The following is a 19,399-nucleotide window of genomic DNA, read 5'->3' as shown; positions in this document are numbered from 1 at the left end:
TCATGGGGCCACAGCCACCATGCGAGGCAGGGATTCCCGCAGCCCACGCACCACCGCCAGCATCGCCAATTCATCCTGGAGGCGGTTCACCGCCGAACCCACGCCCACGCCAGCAGCGCCGGAGGCAATCGCCATCGGTGCCGTGACAGCCGAGAGGCCGGAAGCACAGAGCACCGGATTGGCCAGATCGGCGGCCCGCAGGGCAGAACTAATGGCATGGGATGCCGCCAAGGTGGGGGCTGCCTTCTCAATCAGGCCCAGGCTGCCGGCGCTGAAGGGTTTGGCACTGGTGCCGCCCTCCGTTTGGATGATGTCGGCACCGGCCTGGATCAGGTCGATCGCCAACTGCTCCTGCTGATCGAGGGGCAGCACGTGGGGCACGGTCACGCTGAGCACCACTTCGGGCAGGAGCTCCCGGGTGCGGCGGGTAATGGCCAACACCTCTGGGGCATCGAAGATGCGACCGAGGGGATAGAAGGCGTCGTAATTGCCGATTTCCACCAGGGCAGCGCCAGCAGCCACCGCTGCAGGGAATAGCTCGGGATCCACCGCTGACACGCAGATCGGCAGGCCACTCTCAGCCGCAGCCAAACGAACCAGCTCGGGGTCACAGGCCACGTCGATCAGGTCTGCCCCACCAAGCCCTGCCGCCCGGCTAATCCGCTGCACAGAAGAGGCCTCAAAATTGGTGAGGCCGGCAATCACCTTGAGCAGGCGGCGCTCAGCCAGGGCGGCTTGCAACTGGCTGGAGAGGCGATCAAAGCGCGACATGGAAGGCCTGCATTAATGAATTGATTCTCCCATTGGATGGGGTTAATCAAAACTGCCGGCAAAGATGCATCGATGATGGAAAGCATTCCCGATCCGGCCACCCTGGAGCGATGAGCGCCCGCTGGAGCCCCGATCACCTGCGTCTGCACCGGCTCTTGCTGCGCCGCCCCAAGCTCTTGCCCCAGGGGGCCCGGCTACTGGTGGCCGTTTCCGGCGGCCAGGATTCGATGGCCCTAACCGCCCTACTGCAAGACCTCAGGCGTCTCCATGGCTGGGAGCTGGGCCTTTGGCATGGCGACCATCGCTGGCGGCCCCAATCAAGGGAAGTTGCAGCCGAATTGGCCCTCTGGGCCCAAGGGCAAGGGCTGCCCCTCGAAATCGATGGCTGGGCCGCACCCCAGCTAAATGAATCCGCAGCCCGCAACTGGCGCTACGGCTGCCTGGCCAGGCGCGCCCAGGCCTGGAGATGCGGCCATGTGCTGACGGCCCACACCGCCAGCGATCGGGCCGAAACCCTGCTGATGCACGCCTCCAGGGGCAGTCATCGCCGCGGCCTGGCCAGCCTGGGCTGGTGCAGGGAGCTGGTGCCAGCCCAAGCCCAGGGCCAAGCCAACCCCAACGCGGCCAGGATTTGCCTGGTGAGACCGCTGCTGCACTTTTCGCGGCAAGACACAGCACGCATCTGCCAGGAGCTGGCCCTGCCGATCTGGTTAGATCCCTCCAATGACGATCTAACCCTGAGCCGCAATCGAATTCGCAGCCAGGTGTTGCCCGTGCTCGAAGCGCTCCACCCAGGCGCCAGCCAACGGATCAGTGCCCTAGGCGAGCGAATCGCGGAAGAGCAAATCTGCACAACGGAGTTGGTTGGGCTGGCCCTAGCCAGCCTGCGGGCCCCCACAGGCATTGCCCTGCTGCGCCGGCAGCTCACCCAACTGGCACCAGCCACCCAGCGCCAGCTGTTGCAACATTGGCTGGAAAGCCATAGCGGCCATGGCCTGAGCGCTTCCCAGCTCAGCGAGCTGGTGCTTCGCCTCGCGCCAGGGCGGGGGCCAGGCCAACTGGATTTGCAGGGGGGCTGGCAATTGGCCTGGAACCGGGAGCAGCTGGACCTGGCGCCTCCAGGACCTGCCTAAACCCCCTAGTCATGGTTTTAATTAATCCCATAATCCCTCCGGCACCAGCGAGGAGCAGCCCTTCGTGGAGATCAACCAGCAGCGCTATGCCCAGTTGGAGAAGCTCTACAGCTCGGGCCAATGGGCCGAGCTTGAGGCCTCTGTTGGGGAGTGGCTGCAGGAAAAAGATCTGGCCAGTTGGCGCCCAAGGCTCCTGCTGCTGATGGGTCACAGCCGGCTCTATGGCAGCCAGGATCCTGCTGGCGCAGCCGATTTCTACGACCAGGTTTTAGCCAGCTCCAGTGGCGAACAAGCCAGCCTTTGGCGGGAGATCGCCACAGCCGGCCTAAGCGACTGCCAAAAAGCCATGCCAGTTCCAAAAGCAGATGGCCTGGCCCCAATTAGCCAGCCAAATCCAAACGAAACAGACGAGTTGGCAAAGGGGCTACTGCGGGTGGTGATTGAGGCCAACCCCCCGCAGCAACAGCTCCCCAATTAACCAGCTGCAGCTGAGCGGCGGCGCCGGATGCGACCGGCGGGCTCGAGCTCGGGTTCGGGCTCTGGTGCCTGTTTGGCCACCACAGGAGCCGCCACCACCACAGGGGCAGGCGGAGCAATCACGGCAGTGGCAGCTGCACCGTTGGAAAGGGGGACAGCATCTGAAGTTGCTGAAGCCGCTTGCCTTTGGGGTGCGGCGGGCCGGCCGTTGTCATCGCGAACCGCATCGCGGCCGCCATCCCTGCCGCCGCGACCCCGGGGTGCGGGGCGGCTATCGGGCTCAGCATCGGCACGGCCCTTGTAGGCCGGGGTGCCGGCGGGGGCAGGCTGCACCAGACAAATAATCAAAGGCTCCACTTGCAGCTCACGCCGCAACCGGCGTTGGAGGCCCACCTCCACTTCCCGTTGGACTCCCACCCAATCCACATCGGGGGCCTTGCCACCGGTGTTGCGGCAAAGCTGGCTCCAGCGATTTTCGAGCACCCAGCCAATTTCCCGCTCGGCCCAGAGCGAGAGCTTGCGGGCATCGGCGCTGGTGACCACACCCCGCAGGTTCACCCGGGGCGGGGCGGCCATCACGCCATCGGTGCTGATCACCGCCAACAGGGTGATCACGCCATCTTCCGCCAGTTGCTGGCGCTCCTTGAGCACCCTGGCGTCAACGATGCCGTTGCGGGATGCATCAAGCAGCTCAATACCGGCCTTAACCGGATCGCCCTTGGTGATCGAATCGGGGCTGAGCTCGACCACATCGCCGTTGTCGATGATCAGGATGTTGTCTGCAGGCACGCCCAGGGATTGGGCGGTTTTGCTGTGGGCCACGAGCATGCGGTGCTCGCCGTGCACCGGCACGAAGTACTTGGGCTTGGTGAGGGCCAGCATCAACTTCTGGTCTTCCTGGAAGCCATGGCCTGAAACGTGGATGCCCTCGCCCTTGCCATAGACAACCTTGGCGCCGAGCATCATCAGGCGATCGATCGTGTTCACCACCGAGATGGTGTTCCCGGGGATCGGGCTGGCCGAGAAGATGATCGTGTCGGTGGATTTCACCTGCACCTGGGGGTGCTCGCCACGGGAAATCCGGCTCAGGGCCGCCAGCGGTTCACCCTGGCTGCCGGTCATTAGCAACAGGGTCTCGCGGTCGGGCAGGTCCCGGATCTGCTTGATCGGCACAAATAGGTCGTCAGGGGCACGCATGTAACCCAACTCCCGTGCCTTGGCGATCACGTTGAGCATTGAGCGGCCCAAGAGGCCCACCTTGCGGCCGTTCTTAAGCGCCAACTCGAGGATCATCGCCACGCGATGGATCGAGCTGGCAAAGGTGGTGATGATCACCCGGCCCTCAGCCTGGGAGATGTGGCGATCCAGGCAGGGGAACACCGAGCGCTCCGGCGGGCAGAAGCCAGGTACTTCCGAGTTGGTGGAGTCGGAGAACAGGCACAGCACCCCCTGTTCGCCGTAATGGGCCAGGCGGGCCATGTCGAAGTATTCGCCATCGACCGGGGTGTGGTCGAACTTGAAGTCACCGGTGAAGATCACCGTTCCCACTGGGGTGGTGATGGCCAGCGAGAAGCTGTCGGCCATCGAGTGGGTGTTGCGGATGAACTCCACGGAAAAGTGCTGGCCCACCTTCACCACATCGCGGGGTGCGACGGTTTGGAGGATGGTGCGATCCATCACACCGGCCTCCTCCATTTTTCCGGTGAGCATCGCCAGGGCCAGGCGGGGCCCATGGATCACGGGGATGCTGAAGTTCTTGAGGTGGTGGGCAATGCCACCGATGTGATCTTCGTGACCGTGGGTCACGATCATGCCGCGAATGCGCTTCTGGTTCTCGCGCAGGTAGCTGGTGTCGGGCATCACGACGTTTACGCCGTGCATGCCATCACTGGGGAAAGCCAGGCCGGCATCCACCAGCATGATGTCGTCGCCGTACTCGAACACACAGGTGTTCTTGCCGATCTCATGCAGGCCGCCGAGGGGAATGACCCTTAGGGCAGGTTTCTTGGTGATGGCGTTGGAACTGGTCATGAAGGGGGGGTAAAAAAGGGAAAAATCTCGGAGCTTTAAAAAACAGACCGTCGAAAGACAGTCAGGACAACAGCCTTGGCGTCATGTGGGACGCAGGGCGGCCAGGGTGGAGGTCAGTCGTTTTCTCACGTCGGCTTCGGCAGAAATCAAGGGAAGACGGGGGGCACCCACCGGCCAGCCACTGAGCTCGAGGGCTGCTTTCACAGGGATCGGGTTGGTAGTACAAAACAGGGCCTTGCCCAGGGGCAGCAACTGCTCATGCAGGGCTAGGGCGCCAGCCAGGTCGCCGGCGAAAAAGGCAGCAACCATGGCGCTGATCTGGGGCCCCACCAGGTGGCTGGCCACGCTGACCACACCGACGGCACCCACGGCCAGCATCGGCAGGGTGAGGGCGTCATCACCGCTGTAAATCGCCAGGCGATCGCCACAGAGGGCCCGCAAGGCGCTCACTTCCTCGGTGGTGCCGCTGGCTGCCTTGAAGCTGACCACATTGGGACAGTCGAGCAGGCGGGCGGTCGTTTCTGGGGCCAGGCTGGCGCCGGTGCGGCCAGGAATGTTGTAGAGCATCAGCGACAAGCCAGGGGCTGCCTCGGCGATGGCTCGGAAATGGGCCTCCAGGCCTGCCTGGGGAGGCTTGTTGTAGTAGGGCACCACCACCAGGGCACCATCGGCCCCCAGGGAAGCCGCCTTCTGGGTGGCCTCCACCGCCTCTGCGGTGCAGTTGCTGCCGCTGCCCGCCACCAACTTGGCCCGACTGCCCACGGCCCCCTTCACAGCGGCAAACAGCTCGTGTTGCTCCTGCCAGCTGAGGGTGGGCGATTCGCCAGTGGTGCCGCAAAGCACCAGGCCATCGGAACCGTTGTCGACCAAATGGACAGCCAGCCGGGCCGCCAAATCGAGATCCAGGGATCCATCGGCAGCGAAGGGGGTCACCATGGCGGTGACTACCCGGCCAAAGGGGGCGTTTAGCCAGGGCTGTTGGCTGGCGCTACTCAAGCGACACCTCCGGCGGCTGGCGGCCCTGCGATCAACAGTTCGGCAATTTGGATGGCGTTTAGGGCCGCACCCTTGCGGATCTGGTCGCCGCAGAGCCAGAGCTCCAGGGCATTGGGGTCACTGAGGTCCTGGCGGATCCGACCCACGGCCACCGGATCGCGGCCGGTCACGTCGGTGGGCATCGGAAAGCGGTTGGCTTCGAAGTCATCGCGCAACTCGACACCCGGGGCCTGGGCCAATAGGGCCCGAGCTTCTGAAACCGGGAAGGGCTCCTCAAATTCAATATTTACTGCTTCCGAATGGGCCCGCAGCACCGGCACCCGCACGCAGGTGGCCGATAGCCGCAATTCGGGCAGCCCCATGATCTTGCGGGTTTCATGGAGCATCTTGAGCTCCTCCTCGCAGTAGCCATTGGGCTGCAGGGGCGAGTTGTGCAGAAACAGGTTGAAGGCCAGGGAATGGGGCAGCACTGTGCTGATCGGTTCACCGCCATCGAGCACGGTGCGGCTAAGGCTGCGCAGCTCCTCCATTGCCCTTGCTCCAGCCCCACTGGCCGACTGATAGGTACTCACCACCACTCGCCGGATCGCCCGCCTGGCGGCAAGGGGCGCCAGGGCCAAGGTGAGCAGGATTGTCGTGCAGTTGGGGTTGGCAATGATGCCGCCGTGGCCAAAGGCGGCCTCCGGGTTCACCTCAGGCACCACCAGGGGCACCGCCGGATCCATCCGAAAGGCACTGGAGTTGTCGATCACCACGGCACCGGCCTGGGCCGCAATCGGGGCCCACTGCTTGGAGGCCGCCCCACCAGCGGAGGCCAGCACCAGATCAACCCCCACAAATAGGGCCTGGTCGGCCACCTGCAGGGTGAACTCCTGGCCCTGCCAGGCCAGCTTTTGGCCGGCCGAGCGTGGAGAGGCCAGGGGAATCAATTCCGCCACGGGAAAGCTGCGCTCTGCCAGCAGCTCCAACAACTCCTGGCCCACCGCACCGGTGGCACCAAGGATGGCCACCCGCAGGGGTCGCTTAGGCAGGGTTGTGGATAGGGGGGAAGGGGCGGTCTGGGCGGCGGTCAAGGGGAGTGAAAGGAAATCAAAGCTTTGGTTTAGGGGCGGGCCATGGAACCTGGATGGAAAACGGACTTTGCATCTTGCCCGTTTCAACAGCTAATTGGTACCTATTGCCTTCTTTCTGCGCCAAGCAAACCTTAGCCGAGCCCAGGCTGGTCAAAGGGGTGGAACGGTCACTTTCTAGGATCGGGGGCTGACTACCTATGCCCATGAGCCCTGCTGCCGCCAAATCCACCGCCAAGACTGCCAGTTTGGCCAAAACTGCCAGTTTGAAGGTGAAGGCCAGCTCCCGTCCGGGCAGCCGCATGGCCCTTGAAGTGGCGATTCCGGGTGAGCGCAGCCAGGCCAGCTACGAGGCGGCAGTCGCAAAATTGAGCCGCAGCGTCAAGTTGCCAGGTTTTCGCCAGGGCAAGGTGCCCAAGGCGGTGCTGCTGCAGCAAATCGGCCCCCTGCGGATTCGGGCCACCGCCCTGGAAGACCTGGTGGATGAGGCGTGCCGCGATGCCCTCGCACAGGAAACCGTGGCAGCGATCGGCCGGCCCGAGCTGAGCGAAGGATTTGATGTGGTATTGGAGCGCTTTGCCCCCGGCAGCGACCTCACCATCACCCTGGAGCTCGATGTCGAGCCCACACCCAAGCTGAAGACCACCAAGGGGCTTAAGGCCGAGGCCGAAGGCGTTAACTACGACCCTGCCAAAGTTGATGAACTGATCGAGCAATCCCGCAAACAAATGGCGGCCCTGGTGCCCGTGGAGGGCAGGCCCGCCCAGGCCGCCGACGTGGCGGTGCTCAGCTTCAGCGGCACTTATTTAGATACGAAAGAAGCCATCAGCGGTGGCAGCAGCGACGCCATGGAAGTGGAGCTGGAGGAAGGCCGGATGATCCCTGGCTTCGTGGAGGGGGTAATCGGCATGGCGATTGGCGACAACAAAACAATCGAATGCGAATTCCCCGAGAGCTACCCCCAGGAGGAGTCGGCCGGCCGCAAGGCCAGCTTTGAGATCAGCCTCAAGGAACTCAAGGCCCGGGAACTGCCAGCCCTCGACGACGCCTTTGCCCAACAGGCCAGCGACAAGGCCAGCCTGGCCGAACTGCGCACCGACCTGGAGGCCCGCCTCAAGGACGACAGCGAGCGCCGCGCCAAGACCAACCGCCACGACGCCCTGCTCAACGCCCTGGTGGAGGAGCTGGAGGTGGAGCTGCCCGAGACCCTGGTGCAGCAAGAAATCCGCAACCTGATCGAACAAACCGCTGGCCAAATTGCCCAGCAGGGCATGGATGTGAAAAAACTGTTCACCCCCGACCTGGTGCGCAGCCTGATGGACACCTCCCGCCCCGAGGCTGAGCAGCGTCTCAAGCGCAGCTTGGCCCTCAAGGCCCTGGCCAGCGCCGAAAAAATCGAGGTGGATGCCAAGGATCTGGAGGCCAAGATCAAGGAGGTCAGCCGCGGCATCAGCAAGGAGGGCAACATCGACCCTGAGCGCCTGAGGCTGGCCGTGGCCGACGACCTGCTGCAGGAGAAATTGCTGGATTGGCTGGAAGCCAACAGCACCATCACCGAAAAGGCTCCCGCCAATAGATTGGAGTCACAACCAAGCATCAGCGCGTGATCGAAGCCAACTCGCCCACGGCACTGCGCCACCATCCGATCCACAACCACTGGAGTCCCAGTGGTAGCCCGGGGATCCTGCCCACGGTGGTGGAGCAATCGGGCAAGGGTGACCGGGCCTTTGATATCTATTCGCGCCTGCTGCGCGAGCGGATCATCTTTATGGGCACCGGCATCGACGACGCCGTGGCCGATGCCGTGGTGGCCCAGCTGCTTTTTCTCGAGGCTGAAGATCCCGAGAAGGACATCCAGATCTACATCAACTCACCCGGTGGCTCTGTAACCGCCGGGCTGGCGATCTACGACACCATGCAGCAGGTCGCCCCTGACGTGGTGACCATCTGCTACGGCCTGGCGGCCAGCATGGGCGCCTTCCTGCTTTCAGGAGGCACAAAGGGCAAGCGCCTGGCCCTGCCCAACGCCCGGATCATGATCCACCAGCCCCTTGGCGGGGCCCAGGGCCAGGCCGTTGACATCGAAATCCAGGCCAAGGAAATCCTCTACCTAAAAGACACCCTTAATGGGCTGATGGCGGAGCACACCGGCCAACCCCTGGACAAAATTGCAGATGACACCGACCGCGACTACTTCCTTTCTCCGGCAGAAGCGGTTGAATACGGCCTGATCGACCAAGTGGTGACCGACACCTCTCCGGTTTGATCGTTAAGGACGGCTGACGAACCCCAGGTTTGGGTCGATCCTGATCACAACGATCCTGATCTCCTGGCTCACCTGCCCCGCAGCCCCCGCCGATGGCCAAATTTGACGCCCACCTGAAATGCTCGTTCTGCGGCAAATCGCAGGAACAGGTGCGCAAATTGATTGCGGGCCCTGGGGTTTATATCTGCGATGAATGCATCGATCTCTGCAACGAGATCCTGGATGAGGAGTTGGTAGACGGCCAAGCAAACACCGGCTCCAGCGGCCGCACCCAGGCGGAACAGGGCCGCAGCAAGGCCCCCACCAAGAAAGTTTCCAAGCCGGCTCCAACCCTGGCCGAAGTGCCCAAACCCCAAGCTATTAAGGCCTTCCTTGACCGCCAGGTGGTAGGTCAGGAGGAGGCCAAGAAAAGCCTCTCCGTTGCGGTCTATAACCACTACAAACGCCTGGCCTGGCAGGGGGATGGCAAGGGGGAAACCGACCAAACGGCGACCCGGCTGCACAAGTCCAACATCCTGTTGATCGGTCCGACGGGCTGCGGCAAAACCCTGCTGGCCCAAACCCTGGCCGAAATGCTCGACGTGCCCTTCGCGGTGGCCGATGCCACCACCCTCACGGAAGCGGGTTACGTGGGCGAAGACGTGGAAAACATCCTGCTGCGCCTGCTCCAAAAGGCCGACATGGATGTGGAGCAAGCCCAGCGGGGAATCATCTACATCGACGAAATCGACAAGATCGCCCGCAAGAGCGAAAACCCATCCATCACCCGTGATGTTTCAGGGGAAGGGGTCCAGCAGGCCCTGCTGAAGATGCTGGAAGGCACCGTGGCCAATGTGCCCCCCCAGGGCGGCCGCAAGCACCCCTACCAGGACTGCATCCAGATCGACACCAGCCAGATTTTGTTCATCTGTGGCGGTGCCTTTGTGGGCCTCGAGGACCTGGTGCAAAAACGGATGGGCCGCAACTCGATCGGCTTCATCAGCGCCGATGGCAGCAGCAGGCCCCGCAGCGCCAAGAACAAACACGCCGCCGATGTGTTGCGCAACCTGGAGCCCGACGATCTGGTGCGCTATGGCCTGATCCCCGAGTTCATTGGTCGCCTGCCGGTCAGTGCGGTGCTGGAGCCCCTAGACACCCAGGCCCTGGAATCGATTCTCACCGAACCCCGCGATGCCCTGGTCAAGCAGTTCCAGACCCTGCTGAGCATGGACAATGTGCGCCTGGAATTTGAAACTGGCGCCATTGAGGCCATCGCCATCGAGGCCCATCGGCGCAAAACCGGCGCCCGGGCCCTGCGCGGCATCGTGGAGGAGCTGATGCTCGATTTGATGTACGACCTGCCCTCCCGCAAGGACGTCAAGAGCTTCACCATCACCCGAGATCTGGTGGACCAACGCAGCAAGGCCCAGGTGTTGACCCATCCCAGCTCGCTGGAACTGGAGCGGCAAGAATCGGCCTAATCGCCGGTAACCTGCGGGTTCAGTTCCGGTGCGTCCTACGGCATACCAGCCGCTCCACCACAAATACCGGCCCCAGCGTTTTGACCAGCTGGTGGGCCAGGAGGCGATTGCGGCCACCCTGGGCAATGCCCTGCGCCAAAACCGAATCGCGCCGGCCTACCTGTTCAGTGGCCCCCGGGGCACCGGCAAGACCTCCAGCGCCAGAATTCTGGCCCGCTCGCTGAACTGCATCGGTTCAGACGGGCCCACGCCAGAGCCCTGCGGCACCTGTGAACTCTGCAAATCGATTGCATCAGGCCAGGCCCTGGATGTGATCGAAATTGATGCCGCCTCCAACACCGGCGTCGACAACATCCGCGAACTGATCGAGCGCTCCCGCTTTGCGCCGGTTCAGGCCCGCTGGAAGGTGTATGTGATCGACGAGTGCCACATGCTCTCGACCGCAGCCTTCAACGCCCTGCTCAAAACCCTTGAGGAACCGCCGCCGCGGGTGGTCTTTGTGCTGGCCACCACCGACCCCCAGCGGGTGCTGCCCACGATCCTGAGTCGCTGCCAGCGCTTTGATTTCCGCCGGATCCCCATGGCGGCCCTCGAGCAGCACCTCGGCTGGATCGCCGAACAGGAACAGATCGGCATCACGGCCGAAGCCCTTTACGTGGTGGCCCAGCGGGCCCAAGGGGGGCTGCGCGACGCCGAAAGCCTGCTCGACCAGCTGAGCCTCCTGCCTAGCCCGATTGAGGCGGCGGCGGTTTGGGAACTGCTGGGGGTGGTGCCGGAGCAGGAATTGCTGAATCTCGCCAGTGCCATGGCCGCCAGCGAACCCCTGACCCTGCTGGAGGCCAGCCGAGAACTGCTGGAAAGGGGCCGTGAACCCGGGGCTGTGCTCCAGGGGCTGGCCAGCCTGTTGAGGGATTTGGTGCTGGCTGGCACGGCCCCAGATCGGCTCGAGTTGACGAGCGTTTCACCCCAATTCCGCAGCGAACTGCCCGAACTGGCCCGCCGCATTGGCAAGGCCAAGTTGCTCCACTGGCAGGCCCAGCTCAAGGGCAGCGAGCAACAACTGCGCCACAGCGTCAACCCCAGGCTTTGGCTGGAGGTGCTGCTGCTGGGTCTGCTGGCAGAAGCCCAGGTAGCCGCCCCGGCCATGCCGGCAAAAGTTGCCCCCCAGGCTCCCCAAGCACCCCACCAAACCCCGCTCGCCCAGACCGCACCAACGACACCCACCGCTGCTACTACCCCTGCAGCTGCCCCTGCCGCTCCCACCGCCCCCGCAACTCCCCCAGCCCCAATTGCTGGGCAGAGTCCACCTGGGGAAAGCCCGCCTGAAGTGGGCACAGTTGAACCCAACACCGCCAACCTGCCGGAGCTCTGGCAGCAGGTGTTGGCGGGGCTGGAGCTGCCCTCGACCCGAATGCTCCTATCCCAGCAAGCCCAGTTGGTGCGGCTGGATGGCAAACGGGCCGTGGTCAGCGTGGCGGGCAATTGGATGGCCATGGTCCAAAGCCGGCTGCCCCTGCTGGAAAAGGCCATGACCCAGGCCCTCGGCAACCCCCGCCAGTTGACGCTGGAAAGTGGCGGCGAAGTTCCCCAAGCCCAACCATCAGCACCAGCTCTACCGGTAATCCCAGCGGCGCCAGTGGCCCGGGCGGCCGTCCAGGCAATCCCAGCACCAGTGCCGGTGGTTCCCCGCCCAGGGCCCACCACCACTGCTACAACCACCACTGCGGCAACCAACCCAGCGCCCATTCAGCAGGCCCCAGTTACGCAGAGCCCAATTCAGCAGGCCCCAGCTCCCCTGGAAGCCCGTCCCCTGGAAACCCGTCAGCAAGCACCCCTCGATGAAAAAGCCAAGCGCCTGGCGGATTTCTTCAACGGCGAAGTGATTGAGCTGGATGGGGGCTTGGAAGGGCCAGACGAACCGGCTGACATCGACGCCGCCTAAGCCAAGGCCAAAAACTCAGGCCCAAAATCAGGCCGGCAGCTCCTCGCCCACCTCACCCAGGTGCATGGTTTTTGCCCATACAAGCCGCTTCGGCAGCAGGGCCATGCGCAGGCTCGTCCAGGGGATGACCACAAACCAATGACCCAGGTAGGCGATGCCAAGGGCCAGGGAGATGGGGTTAATGGCAGGTAGGGGAGGCCCCTCACTGGGGCGGCGGCAACCCACCGCAATCGAAGCCCCAGAAAGGCCAAAGGCCACAAAAGAGAGGGGCCAAATCAAGGGCAGCGTGGCCGTGATCAAGGCCCCAAGCAAATCCGCAATCGCCACCATGGGCAGGGCGTACTGGAGCAGAAAAAAGCAAGCCAAATCCAGCTTTTGGGCTCCCGTGAGTCGATCCGAAAGCAGCTGGGGGCCGTAGTCGAAAAAGCGCTGCAGCCCCCCCTCTGCCCAGCGCTGGCGCTGGCGCCACAGGGCTTTCCAGCTCAAAACCGCCTCCTCCTGCACCGGTGGATCCCAAAGCACGCCTATCGGCTGCTGGTTGACCAACAAACGGAAGCTGAGGTCGAGGTCGTCAGTCACCGTGGCCTCGTTGAAGCCGCCGCAAAGATCAATGGCATCACGGCGCAACAGCTGCCCGTTGCCCCGCAGTTCGGCCACACCAGCAGTGGCAAGGCGGCCCTCCTGAATCACCGCATCCAGGGCCATCTCCATCGCCTGGAGCCTGGTGAGCCAATTTACCGAGGCATTGACCTCGGCCTTACGCAATTGCACAGCCGCCCAGGCACCGGTCTCGGCGAATGGGATCAACCGCTCCAGGGTGTCGGCCTGCAGATCGGCATCGGCATCGAGCACCAACATCCAGCGGGCCTGCAGCTGCTTCAGCACCTCATTGAGGGCTCCGGATTTGCCGCCACCGGCATCCGGGCTGCGCCGCAACACCTGCAACAGGGGAAAGCGCAGCTGCAGCTCGCCCAACCGCTCCGGGGTGCGGTCGGTGCTGCCGTCATCGACTACCCAAAGTTTGATCAGGTCGGTCGGATAGCTCAACTGGGCAATGCGCTCCACAAGCCGGCCGATTACGGCTTCCTCATCCCGGGCCGCAACCACCACATCCACCGCTGGCCAATCAAAGGCGAATAAATCTGCCGCCATGGCTGGCTGGCCTCCATCACCTGGCTGGGCAGATTGCCCAGACCTATTCCTCATCACGGACGACAGCACCGTGCGCATGCTGTAGCCCCCCAACAGCACGGCCAAGGCAATGGCGGGGATCAGGTTGAAGGGCGTATGCAACCAATGGGGGGCCATGCCAGCCCAACCACAACTGACCACAAACAGCACTGACTTGCCGCGACGTGGCTGGTGGGCGGTTTCGGTAGTACTGCCGCCCGCAGCCATGGACTTCCAAGAATTGAGCAAACTCTAAAGCGAACCCAACGGCCGCAAGCTGGCCCCAGGGAAGTAATGCTCAAGGATCCGCTGCAAACTCCAGCCCCGGGCCGCCAAATCAATGGCCCCAGCCTGGGATAGGCCCGCCCCATGGCCAAAGCCACCACCTTCTAATTGCCAGCGACCTGGACCCGCGGGCTGCACCACAAACAGGGTGCTGGGCAAGGTTTTAAGCCGGCGGCGGATGGCGTCGAGGCGCAGCAGCTCCACACCCTTGGGGCCCTCAATCCTCAGGACAAGCACCCGGCCACTGGGACCCCGCTCCAGCACCTCCAGGTGCTTGGCCTCAATCAGACGACTCCAGCGATAGCGGGGATGGTCGGCGCCATAGGCCTGGGCCCCCGGGCTGCTGGATCCAGGGGCCAGCCACCTTTCGAGGGCGCCGCTCTGGAGCGGCAAGGGGAACTGTTTTTGGAGGCCCAAGGAAGCATCTAATGCCGGCTTGAGATAGGGCAGGGGCCCGCCACCCCAGCCCTCCTCAAAAGCGGCAGCAACTCCGCCATTGGTTGCGTGATAGACGGCGTGGATCGGTTTTCCCTGCCAGCTGAGCACCTGGCCTGCAGTCGCTGCAATCGCTTTGGCCACAGATGCATTGGCCGCCCTGGGATCCCCATAGACCTGGCACTGGGTATCGGCGCAAAGGTGGTAGCCATCCACCTCAAAACGCTGCTGGTTGCGCACCGCCCAGGTGCGCGCCAAGACGGCCTGGGCCTGGAGGGCGGCCACCGGGGCACCCGCACCAATTTCAAAGGGCACAACCCCATGCAGATAGCGCTCTAGGGGTACCTGCTCCACCAGGGTCCAACGGTCGGTCGCGTCGCTTTGGAGCCGAAACGGCCCGGCATAGACCCCGCCCTGCCAGCGCAGGCCCCCCGGAGCCTCTATGCGGGCGGGCGCATCCAAAACCAGCGTCTGGGGGGTGCTGAAGCCAGGGGCGGGTCCGCGCACCACAAGCACCGAGCGCTGGCCCAGCTTTTGCTGCCAGAGCCGCAGGGGGGGATCCCCTGGCCGGGTGTCCGGCAGCGGCCCATTGGCCTGGGCCCAGACCTCCCAATCCGCCGGATGGGCAATCTTGGTGCTCACCCCCAGGCGCTGCCAGCGCTCGGAGGCCGCCTGGGCACTCTCGTAGCTGGCGAAGGGTCCCCAAACCTGGCGCCGCAGTTCGAGGGGTTGGCGCAGGGGCTGTTGCTGCCAGCGAAATACCAGTTCGGGGGCGATCAGCCGCTGGCCCGAAACACTGATAAGGCTGATTGATCCCTTGGCGCTGCGCAAGACCAGCGGTTCAGGCGGATGCAGGTGGGCAGCCAGGGCCAACCAAAGCCGGGGATCCCGCTTGGCAAGCGGCTGGGGGGCGGCCACTGGCCAATGCAGGGCGGCGCCGGGCTGCTGGGGGGGCTGGAACCCTTGCACCTCGGCACGGCAACCGCCGGTGAATAGGCCCCAGGCTGCCCAAAGAGCACTCCAAGCAAGCGATTTGGGGAATCGCATCGAGGCCTCAGCCATTGGAAGCGGTGGGGGTATTGGTGAAAAGCATGCCCGCGTCGTACTCTGCTTGTTTGCGCACGCGCCAGGAGACATGCCGAAGCTCAAGACCCGCAAAGCAGCCGCCAAGCGGTTCAAGGCGACCGGCACTGGCAAATTCATGCGTCGTCGGGCGTTCCGCAGCCACCTGCTAGACCACAAGAGCCCTAAGCGCAAGCGCTACCTGGGCACCATGGCCGTTGTTGATGAGCGCGATGCGGACAATGTGAGCGCCATGCTCCCCTACGCCTAGGTCCCACCTGGCTGACCAGCCACCTTCATAACCACAGAAATTTCCAGCTATGGCTCGCGTAAAGAGGGGCAACGTCGCCCGTAAACGCCGTAACAAAATCCTTCGCCTAGCCCGAGGTTTTCGGGGTGGTAACGGCTCCCTCTTCCGCACCGCCAACCAGCGGGTGATGAAGGCGCTCTGTAACGCCTATCGCGATCGTCGCCGCCGCAAGCGTGATTTCCGTCGTCTCTGGATTGCCCGGATCAACGCCGCAGCCCGCCTGAATGGCTTGAGCTACAGCCGTTTGATGGGTGGCCTCAAGAAGGTGGACGTTCGCATCAACCGCAAGATGCTTGCCCAGCTAGCTGTGGTCGATCCCGCCAGCTTCACCAGTGTGGTTGGTGCCGCTAAAAACTGAGTTAACCCCTTCGTAGGCCCCCTTGGACGCCCTCCTTCCCCAGGCCTACCTAATTGGTCTTGTCGTGCTGCTGGGGGCCGCCGCCGTGGTGGTGGCCCGCCAGATTTGGCGCGTGCGGGGCGATGAGCTAACCCTCGCCAAGTTGGAAAACAGTGGCGAAGGCAAGCCTTCGGATGCAGCAACCCTCTACGAACTGGCCTCCGTACAACTGCGTAAGCGGCTCTACGGCCAGGCCGCTGAGAACCTGAAGCTGGCCCAAAAACGGGCTGAAGCGGCAAAGGAACCCGCTGAGGCCAGGGCCCTAATCCAAAACGCCCTGGGCTTTTCCCTAGCCGCCCAGACCAACTACAAAACTGCCATTCGCCACTACCGGCTCGCCCTCGAGGCCAAGCCGGACTACCCGGTGGCCCTCAACAACCTGGCATTTGCCCTGGAAAAACAGCTCAAACAGGAGGAGGCAAAGGCCACCTACGAACGGGTATTGGCCCTAGACGGCGCCAATAAGACGGCCAGCAAGCGTCTCAAATTGCTCGAAAGGCAACTGGGAACTGGCAAATAAGTGAACTAGAAACGAACTAGGAGCAAACCAAAAAACCGCCTACTTCTGGCCAGGCTTCCAGAGCGGGCGGATTGGCACAGCTTTGCTGGAGCCCTGGGGTGCCAGGGCCAACTTGCCTCCCATGTCGGTGAGGCGATCGGCGTTCCAACCACTGAGGGCGATGCCCTGCAGACCCTGGAAGGAACCGCCTGCGTTCAAGCCCCCGCCGAGTTTGCCCGCCAAGGGCAGCAGATCCAGCTGGTCGGATTGGGCGTTGAGATTGCCCTGGACCGGAGTGGCTTGGCCGGCAATGGTCATGCTGCCGCGCAAAACCACCATGGCGCCAACGGCATTGACAGACTCAAAATTGAGGAGCACCGGCACCGGGGCACTGCCCCCAAAGGCCTGATAGGTGCCGCTCCAGCGCCGGGGCATTTCCTTGGCGATCGCCTGGGCCCGGGCCCCAGGGTCAAACATCTGCACCGGCCCGAGCTCGGTATCGGTGGCGGAGTCGAACCTGGCGGCTGCCCCAGTGGGCTGCTGGAAGGGCACAAACGCCCCACCGGGCAACTGCGCTACCTCTACTGGGGCTGGAGGCAAGGGGACGGGCACGACAGGGGAGGGTCTATTGGATGGGAGGCTAGTCGGACTGAGCCTCGACGACCGGTTTACCCGTGTCAGAAACACCCCTGTCCGCAAACAACTTCGGCGAAGCAAACCCTGGGGAGTCAGCCCTAGCTGGGGGCAGCTGCCAAGACCCCCTGTGGATTGGGGGCCGCTGCTTTCGTAGCCGCCTGATGACCGGCACTGGCAAGTACCCCAGCCTGGCCGCCATGCAGGCCTCCCTAGCCAGCAGCAACTGCGAGATCGTCACGGTGGCAGTAAGGCGGGTGCAAAGCCTGGCCGCAGGCCACGAGGGCCTAATCGAAGCAATCGACTGGTCGAAAATTTGGATGTTGCCCAACACTGCTGGTTGCGCCACCGCAGAGGAAGCAATCCGGGTGGCGAGGCTGGGGCGCGAACTGGCCAAGCTGGCCGGCCAAGAGGACAACAGCTTCGTGAAGCTGGAGGTGATTCCCGACGGCAAATATCTGCTGCCTGATCCGATTGGCACCCTCAAGGCGGCCGAGCAACTGGTGAAGGAGGGCTTCACGGTGCTGCCCTACATCAATGCCGATCCCTTGCTGGCCAAGCACCTAGAAGAGGCAGGTTGCGCCACGGTGATGCCCCTGGGCTCGCCGATCGGCTCTGGCCAGGGGATCCGCAATGCCGCCAACATTGCCCTGATCATCGAAAACGCCACGGTGCCCGTGGTGGTAGATGCGGGCATTGGCGTGCCCAGCGAAGCGGCCCAGGCCATGGAAATGGGGGCTGACGCCCTGCTGATCAACAGCGCGATTGCCCTGGCAGGTGATCCCCCAGCCATGGCAAGGGCCATGGCCATGGCCGCCGTGGCCGGTCGTAGCGCTTTCCAGGCCGGCCGACTGCCGATACGGGCCGAGGCCAGCCCCAGTTCGCCCACCGGCGGCAGGATCGGCAGCTGAATCGGCGGGAAGCCACAGCAAAAATCGGCAGCGCCAATGTTCAACAATCCGTGAAGTTCCATGCCAGCTGGATGGGCCAATCCCGCTGGGCTCCATAGGTTTGCCCGCAAATCCAAATCGATGTGATGCAGGTCACCGAAGAAGACGGCGGACGCCTCAATGCCTTTGCCAAGGAACCCCGCATGGTGCTGATGGAGGAGGGCGAAAACAGTGTCAGCGACAGCAAAGTGCTGCTGATTGGTGGGGCCCTGTTTGTGGCAGCCCTGGTGGCAGTGGCGGCGGGAATCAGCTGAACGCCTGTAGTAACTTGCGCAGAGGAGCATTCCGCTCGTACCGCTGGAGTTTGGAGTGAAGGTTTTCGTTCTCGGTGGCGACGGCTTTTGCGGTTGGCCCTGTGCTGTGAATCTCGCCGACGCTGGCCACGAGGTGGTGATCGTCGACAACCTCAGTCGCCGCAAGATCGACATCGACCTGGAGGTCGAGTCGCTTACTCCTATCGCCACCATGGGCGACCGGCTCAAGGCCTGGGAGGAGGTGGGCGGCAAGCCGATGCGCTTTGTCCACCTAGACATCGCCCAGGAATACGACCGGCTGGTAGACCTGCTGCAGACGGAGAGGCCAGGGGCGGTGGTCCATTTCGCCGAACAGCGGGCAGCGCCCTATTCGATGAAGAGCAGCGCCACCAAGCGCTACACCGTGGACAACAACGTCAACGGCACCCACAACCTGCTCGCCGCGATCGTGGAAAGCGGCCTCGACACCCACATCGTGCACCTCGGCACCATGGGGGTCTACGGCTACGGATCCCACCGAGGCGCCACGATCCCCGAGGGCTACCTGAAGGTGGAGGTGCCCCAACCTGACGGCAGCCGTTTTGAGGAGGAAATCCTCCATCCGGCCAGCCCAGGCAGCGTGTATCACATGACTAAGACGCTCGACCAGCTGCTTTTCCTCTACTACAACAAAAACGACCGGATCCGCATCACCGACCTGCACCAAGGCATCGTCTGGGGCACCAACACCGCGGCCACTGAGCGGGATCCCCGGCTCACAAACCGCTTCGACTACGACGGCGATTACGGCACCGTGCTCAACCGCTTTCTGATGCAGGCGGCCATTGGCTATCCGCTGACGGTCCACGGCACCGGTGGCCAAACCAGGGCCTTTATCCACATTCGCGACTCGGTCAAATGCGTGGAGCTGGCCCTGGAGAATCCTCCGGCCAAGGGGGAGCGGGTGAAGATCTTCAACCAGATGACCGAAAGCCACCAGGTGGGCGAACTAGCCCAAAAGGTGGCTGCCCTGACGGGTGCCCAAATCAACAACCTGCCCAACCCCCGCAACGAAGCAGTCGAAAACGACCTGATCGTCGACAACCGCTGCTTCATTGAGCTGGGCCTCAAGCCCACCACCCTTGATGACGGCCTTCTGGCCGAAGTGGTGGACGTGGCACGGCGCTGGGCCGACCGCTGCGACCGCAGCCGGATTCCCTGCGTGTCGGCCTGGACCCAGGACCAGGCCCAGGCCATCGCCAAGCCCTAATTCAGGCGA

The 19,399-nt window shown here is 63.5% G+C and carries 19 protein-coding genes; 12 read left to right on the top strand and 7 right to left on the bottom strand.

Annotated elements, in window-relative coordinates:
• Positions 1–771: a DUF561 domain-containing protein gene (locus KBY49_RS08495; RefSeq protein WP_254934355.1), complete on the bottom strand. Its 771-nt coding sequence runs from the start codon at positions 769–771 to the stop codon at positions 1–3.
• Between the two features lie 110 nt (positions 772–881).
• Between KBY49_RS08495 and tilS the strand changes: the two genes are divergently transcribed.
• Both tilS and KBY49_RS08485 read left to right on the top strand, forming a co-directional pair.
• Positions 882–1,904: a tRNA lysidine(34) synthetase TilS gene (tilS, locus tag KBY49_RS08490; RefSeq protein WP_254934354.1), complete on the top strand. Its 1,023-nt coding sequence runs from the start codon at positions 882–884 to the stop codon at positions 1,902–1,904.
• A gap of 64 nt (positions 1,905–1,968) precedes the next feature.
• Complete coding sequence (locus KBY49_RS08485; protein ID WP_254934353.1) at positions 1,969–2,382, top strand: hypothetical protein; 414 nt, start codon at positions 1,969–1,971, stop codon at positions 2,380–2,382.
• Here the strand turns inward: KBY49_RS08485 and KBY49_RS08480 are convergent.
• The 3 genes from KBY49_RS08480 to KBY49_RS08470 form a co-directional block, all read right to left on the bottom strand.
• On the bottom strand, positions 2,379–4,412 hold the full coding sequence (locus KBY49_RS08480) for a ribonuclease J (RefSeq protein WP_254934352.1): 2,034 nt from the start codon (positions 4,410–4,412) through the stop codon (positions 2,379–2,381). The two genes, KBY49_RS08485 and KBY49_RS08480, sit on opposite strands and share 4 nt — an antisense overlap.
• A gap of 81 nt (positions 4,413–4,493) precedes the next feature.
• On the bottom strand, positions 4,494–5,408 hold the full coding sequence (gene dapA, locus KBY49_RS08475; protein ID WP_254934351.1) for a 4-hydroxy-tetrahydrodipicolinate synthase: 915 nt from the start codon (positions 5,406–5,408) through the stop codon (positions 4,494–4,496).
• Positions 5,405–6,481 carry an aspartate-semialdehyde dehydrogenase gene (locus KBY49_RS08470; RefSeq protein ID WP_254934350.1) on the bottom strand — a complete coding sequence of 359 codons (1,077 nt, stop codon included), beginning with the start codon at positions 6,479–6,481 and terminating at the stop codon, positions 5,405–5,407. Before KBY49_RS08470 ends, dapA begins: the two co-directional genes overlap by 4 nt.
• 203 nt (positions 6,482–6,684) lie before the next feature.
• Between KBY49_RS08470 and tig the strand changes: the two genes are divergently transcribed.
• The 4 genes from tig to KBY49_RS08450 all read left to right on the top strand — a co-directional run bounded on the left by tig (position 6,685) and on the right by KBY49_RS08450 (position 12,146).
• Positions 6,685–8,085 carry a trigger factor gene (gene tig / locus KBY49_RS08465; RefSeq protein ID WP_254934349.1) on the top strand — a complete coding sequence of 467 codons (1,401 nt, stop codon included), beginning with the start codon at positions 6,685–6,687 and terminating at the stop codon, positions 8,083–8,085.
• Positions 8,082–8,744 (top strand): ATP-dependent Clp endopeptidase proteolytic subunit ClpP, encoded by a 663-nt coding sequence (gene clpP / locus KBY49_RS08460; RefSeq protein WP_396099678.1) that lies wholly within the window; start codon positions 8,082–8,084, stop codon positions 8,742–8,744. The genes tig and clpP overlap by 4 nt, the downstream gene beginning before the upstream one ends.
• A 92-nt stretch (positions 8,745–8,836) precedes the next feature.
• Complete coding sequence (gene clpX / locus KBY49_RS08455) at positions 8,837–10,204, top strand: ATP-dependent protease ATP-binding subunit ClpX (RefSeq protein ID WP_254934348.1); 1,368 nt, start codon at positions 8,837–8,839, stop codon at positions 10,202–10,204.
• 28 nt (positions 10,205–10,232) lie between these two features.
• Entirely contained in the window at positions 10,233–12,146 is a 1,914-nt protein-coding gene (locus KBY49_RS08450; protein ID WP_254934347.1) for a DNA polymerase III subunit gamma/tau, read from the top strand.
• A gap of 27 nt (positions 12,147–12,173) precedes the next feature.
• Here KBY49_RS08450 and KBY49_RS08445 read toward each other — a convergent pair whose 3' ends face one another.
• Both KBY49_RS08445 and KBY49_RS08440 read right to left on the bottom strand, forming a co-directional pair.
• Entirely contained in the window at positions 12,174–13,544 is a 1,371-nt protein-coding gene (locus KBY49_RS08445; RefSeq protein WP_254934346.1) for a glycosyltransferase family 2 protein, read from the bottom strand.
• 24 nt (positions 13,545–13,568) lie between these two features.
• The gene (locus tag KBY49_RS08440) at positions 13,569–15,005 is read right to left on the bottom strand and encodes a SpoIID/LytB domain-containing protein (RefSeq protein WP_315857015.1); all 1,437 of its coding nucleotides are present in this window, start codon (positions 15,003–15,005) and stop codon (positions 13,569–13,571) included.
• A 166-nt stretch (positions 15,006–15,171) separates the two neighbouring features.
• On the opposite strand from KBY49_RS08440, the gene rpmI reads away from it, so the two are divergent.
• The 3 genes from rpmI to KBY49_RS08425 are packed head-to-tail and all read left to right on the top strand — an operon-like array spanning position 15,172 to position 16,325.
• Positions 15,172–15,369: a 50S ribosomal protein L35 gene (gene rpmI / locus KBY49_RS08435; RefSeq protein WP_254934641.1), complete on the top strand. Its 198-nt coding sequence runs from the start codon at positions 15,172–15,174 to the stop codon at positions 15,367–15,369.
• A gap of 49 nt (positions 15,370–15,418) precedes the next feature.
• Positions 15,419–15,766 carry a 50S ribosomal protein L20 gene (rplT, locus tag KBY49_RS08430; RefSeq protein ID WP_254934345.1) on the top strand — a complete coding sequence of 116 codons (348 nt, stop codon included), beginning with the start codon at positions 15,419–15,421 and terminating at the stop codon, positions 15,764–15,766.
• A 22-nt stretch (positions 15,767–15,788) separates the two neighbouring features.
• Entirely contained in the window at positions 15,789–16,325 is a 537-nt protein-coding gene (locus KBY49_RS08425; RefSeq protein ID WP_254934344.1) for a hypothetical protein, read from the top strand.
• A 39-nt stretch (positions 16,326–16,364) separates the two neighbouring features.
• Here the strand turns inward: KBY49_RS08425 and KBY49_RS08420 are convergent, their stop codons facing one another.
• Complete coding sequence (locus KBY49_RS08420) at positions 16,365–16,916, bottom strand: hypothetical protein (protein ID WP_254934343.1); 552 nt, start codon at positions 16,914–16,916, stop codon at positions 16,365–16,367.
• 149 nt (positions 16,917–17,065) lie between these two features.
• Between KBY49_RS08420 and KBY49_RS08415 the strand changes: the two genes are divergently transcribed.
• From KBY49_RS08415 to KBY49_RS08405, 3 genes are all read left to right on the top strand, one after another.
• The gene (locus KBY49_RS08415; protein ID WP_254934640.1) at positions 17,066–17,848 is read left to right on the top strand and encodes a thiazole synthase; all 783 of its coding nucleotides are present in this window, start codon (positions 17,066–17,068) and stop codon (positions 17,846–17,848) included.
• A 125-nt stretch (positions 17,849–17,973) separates the two neighbouring features.
• Positions 17,974–18,141 (top strand): photosystem II assembly protein Psb34, encoded by a 168-nt coding sequence (gene psb34, locus KBY49_RS08410; RefSeq protein WP_254934342.1) that lies wholly within the window; start codon positions 17,974–17,976, stop codon positions 18,139–18,141.
• 55 nt (positions 18,142–18,196) lie between these two features.
• On the top strand, positions 18,197–19,390 hold the full coding sequence (locus KBY49_RS08405; RefSeq protein WP_254934341.1) for an NAD-dependent epimerase/dehydratase family protein: 1,194 nt from the start codon (positions 18,197–18,199) through the stop codon (positions 19,388–19,390).
• Positions 19,391–19,399 lie beyond the last annotated feature (9 nt).

This window comes from Cyanobium sp. WAJ14-Wanaka (assembly GCF_024345375.1).
Taxonomy (GTDB): domain Bacteria; phylum Cyanobacteriota; class Cyanobacteriia; order PCC-6307; family Cyanobiaceae; genus Cyanobium_A.
The sequence above is the reverse complement of the archived record's forward strand: the minus strand, read 5'-3'. Positions and strand labels throughout refer to the sequence as shown.

Coding starts and splice junctions, on each gene's coding strand:
- KBY49_RS08495 (WP_254934355.1), bottom strand. CDS start 771: ATGTCGCGCTTTGATCGCCTCTCCAGCCAGTTGCAAGCCGCCCTGGCT.
- tilS (WP_254934354.1), top strand. CDS start 882: ATGAGCGCCCGCTGGAGCCCCGATCACCTGCGTCTGCACCGGCTCTTG.
- KBY49_RS08480 (WP_254934352.1), bottom strand. CDS start 4,412: ATGACCAGTTCCAACGCCATCACCAAGAAACCTGCCCTAAGGGTCATT.
- tig (WP_254934349.1), top strand. CDS start 6,685: ATGAGCCCTGCTGCCGCCAAATCCACCGCCAAGACTGCCAGTTTGGCC.
- clpX (WP_254934348.1), top strand. CDS start 8,837: ATGGCCAAATTTGACGCCCACCTGAAATGCTCGTTCTGCGGCAAATCG.
- KBY49_RS08445 (WP_254934346.1), bottom strand. CDS start 13,544: ATGGCTGCGGGCGGCAGTACTACCGAAACCGCCCACCAGCCACGTCGC.
- rpmI (WP_254934641.1), top strand. CDS start 15,172: ATGCCGAAGCTCAAGACCCGCAAAGCAGCCGCCAAGCGGTTCAAGGCG.
- rplT (WP_254934345.1), top strand. CDS start 15,419: ATGGCTCGCGTAAAGAGGGGCAACGTCGCCCGTAAACGCCGTAACAAA.
- psb34 (WP_254934342.1), top strand. CDS start 17,974: ATGCAGGTCACCGAAGAAGACGGCGGACGCCTCAATGCCTTTGCCAAG.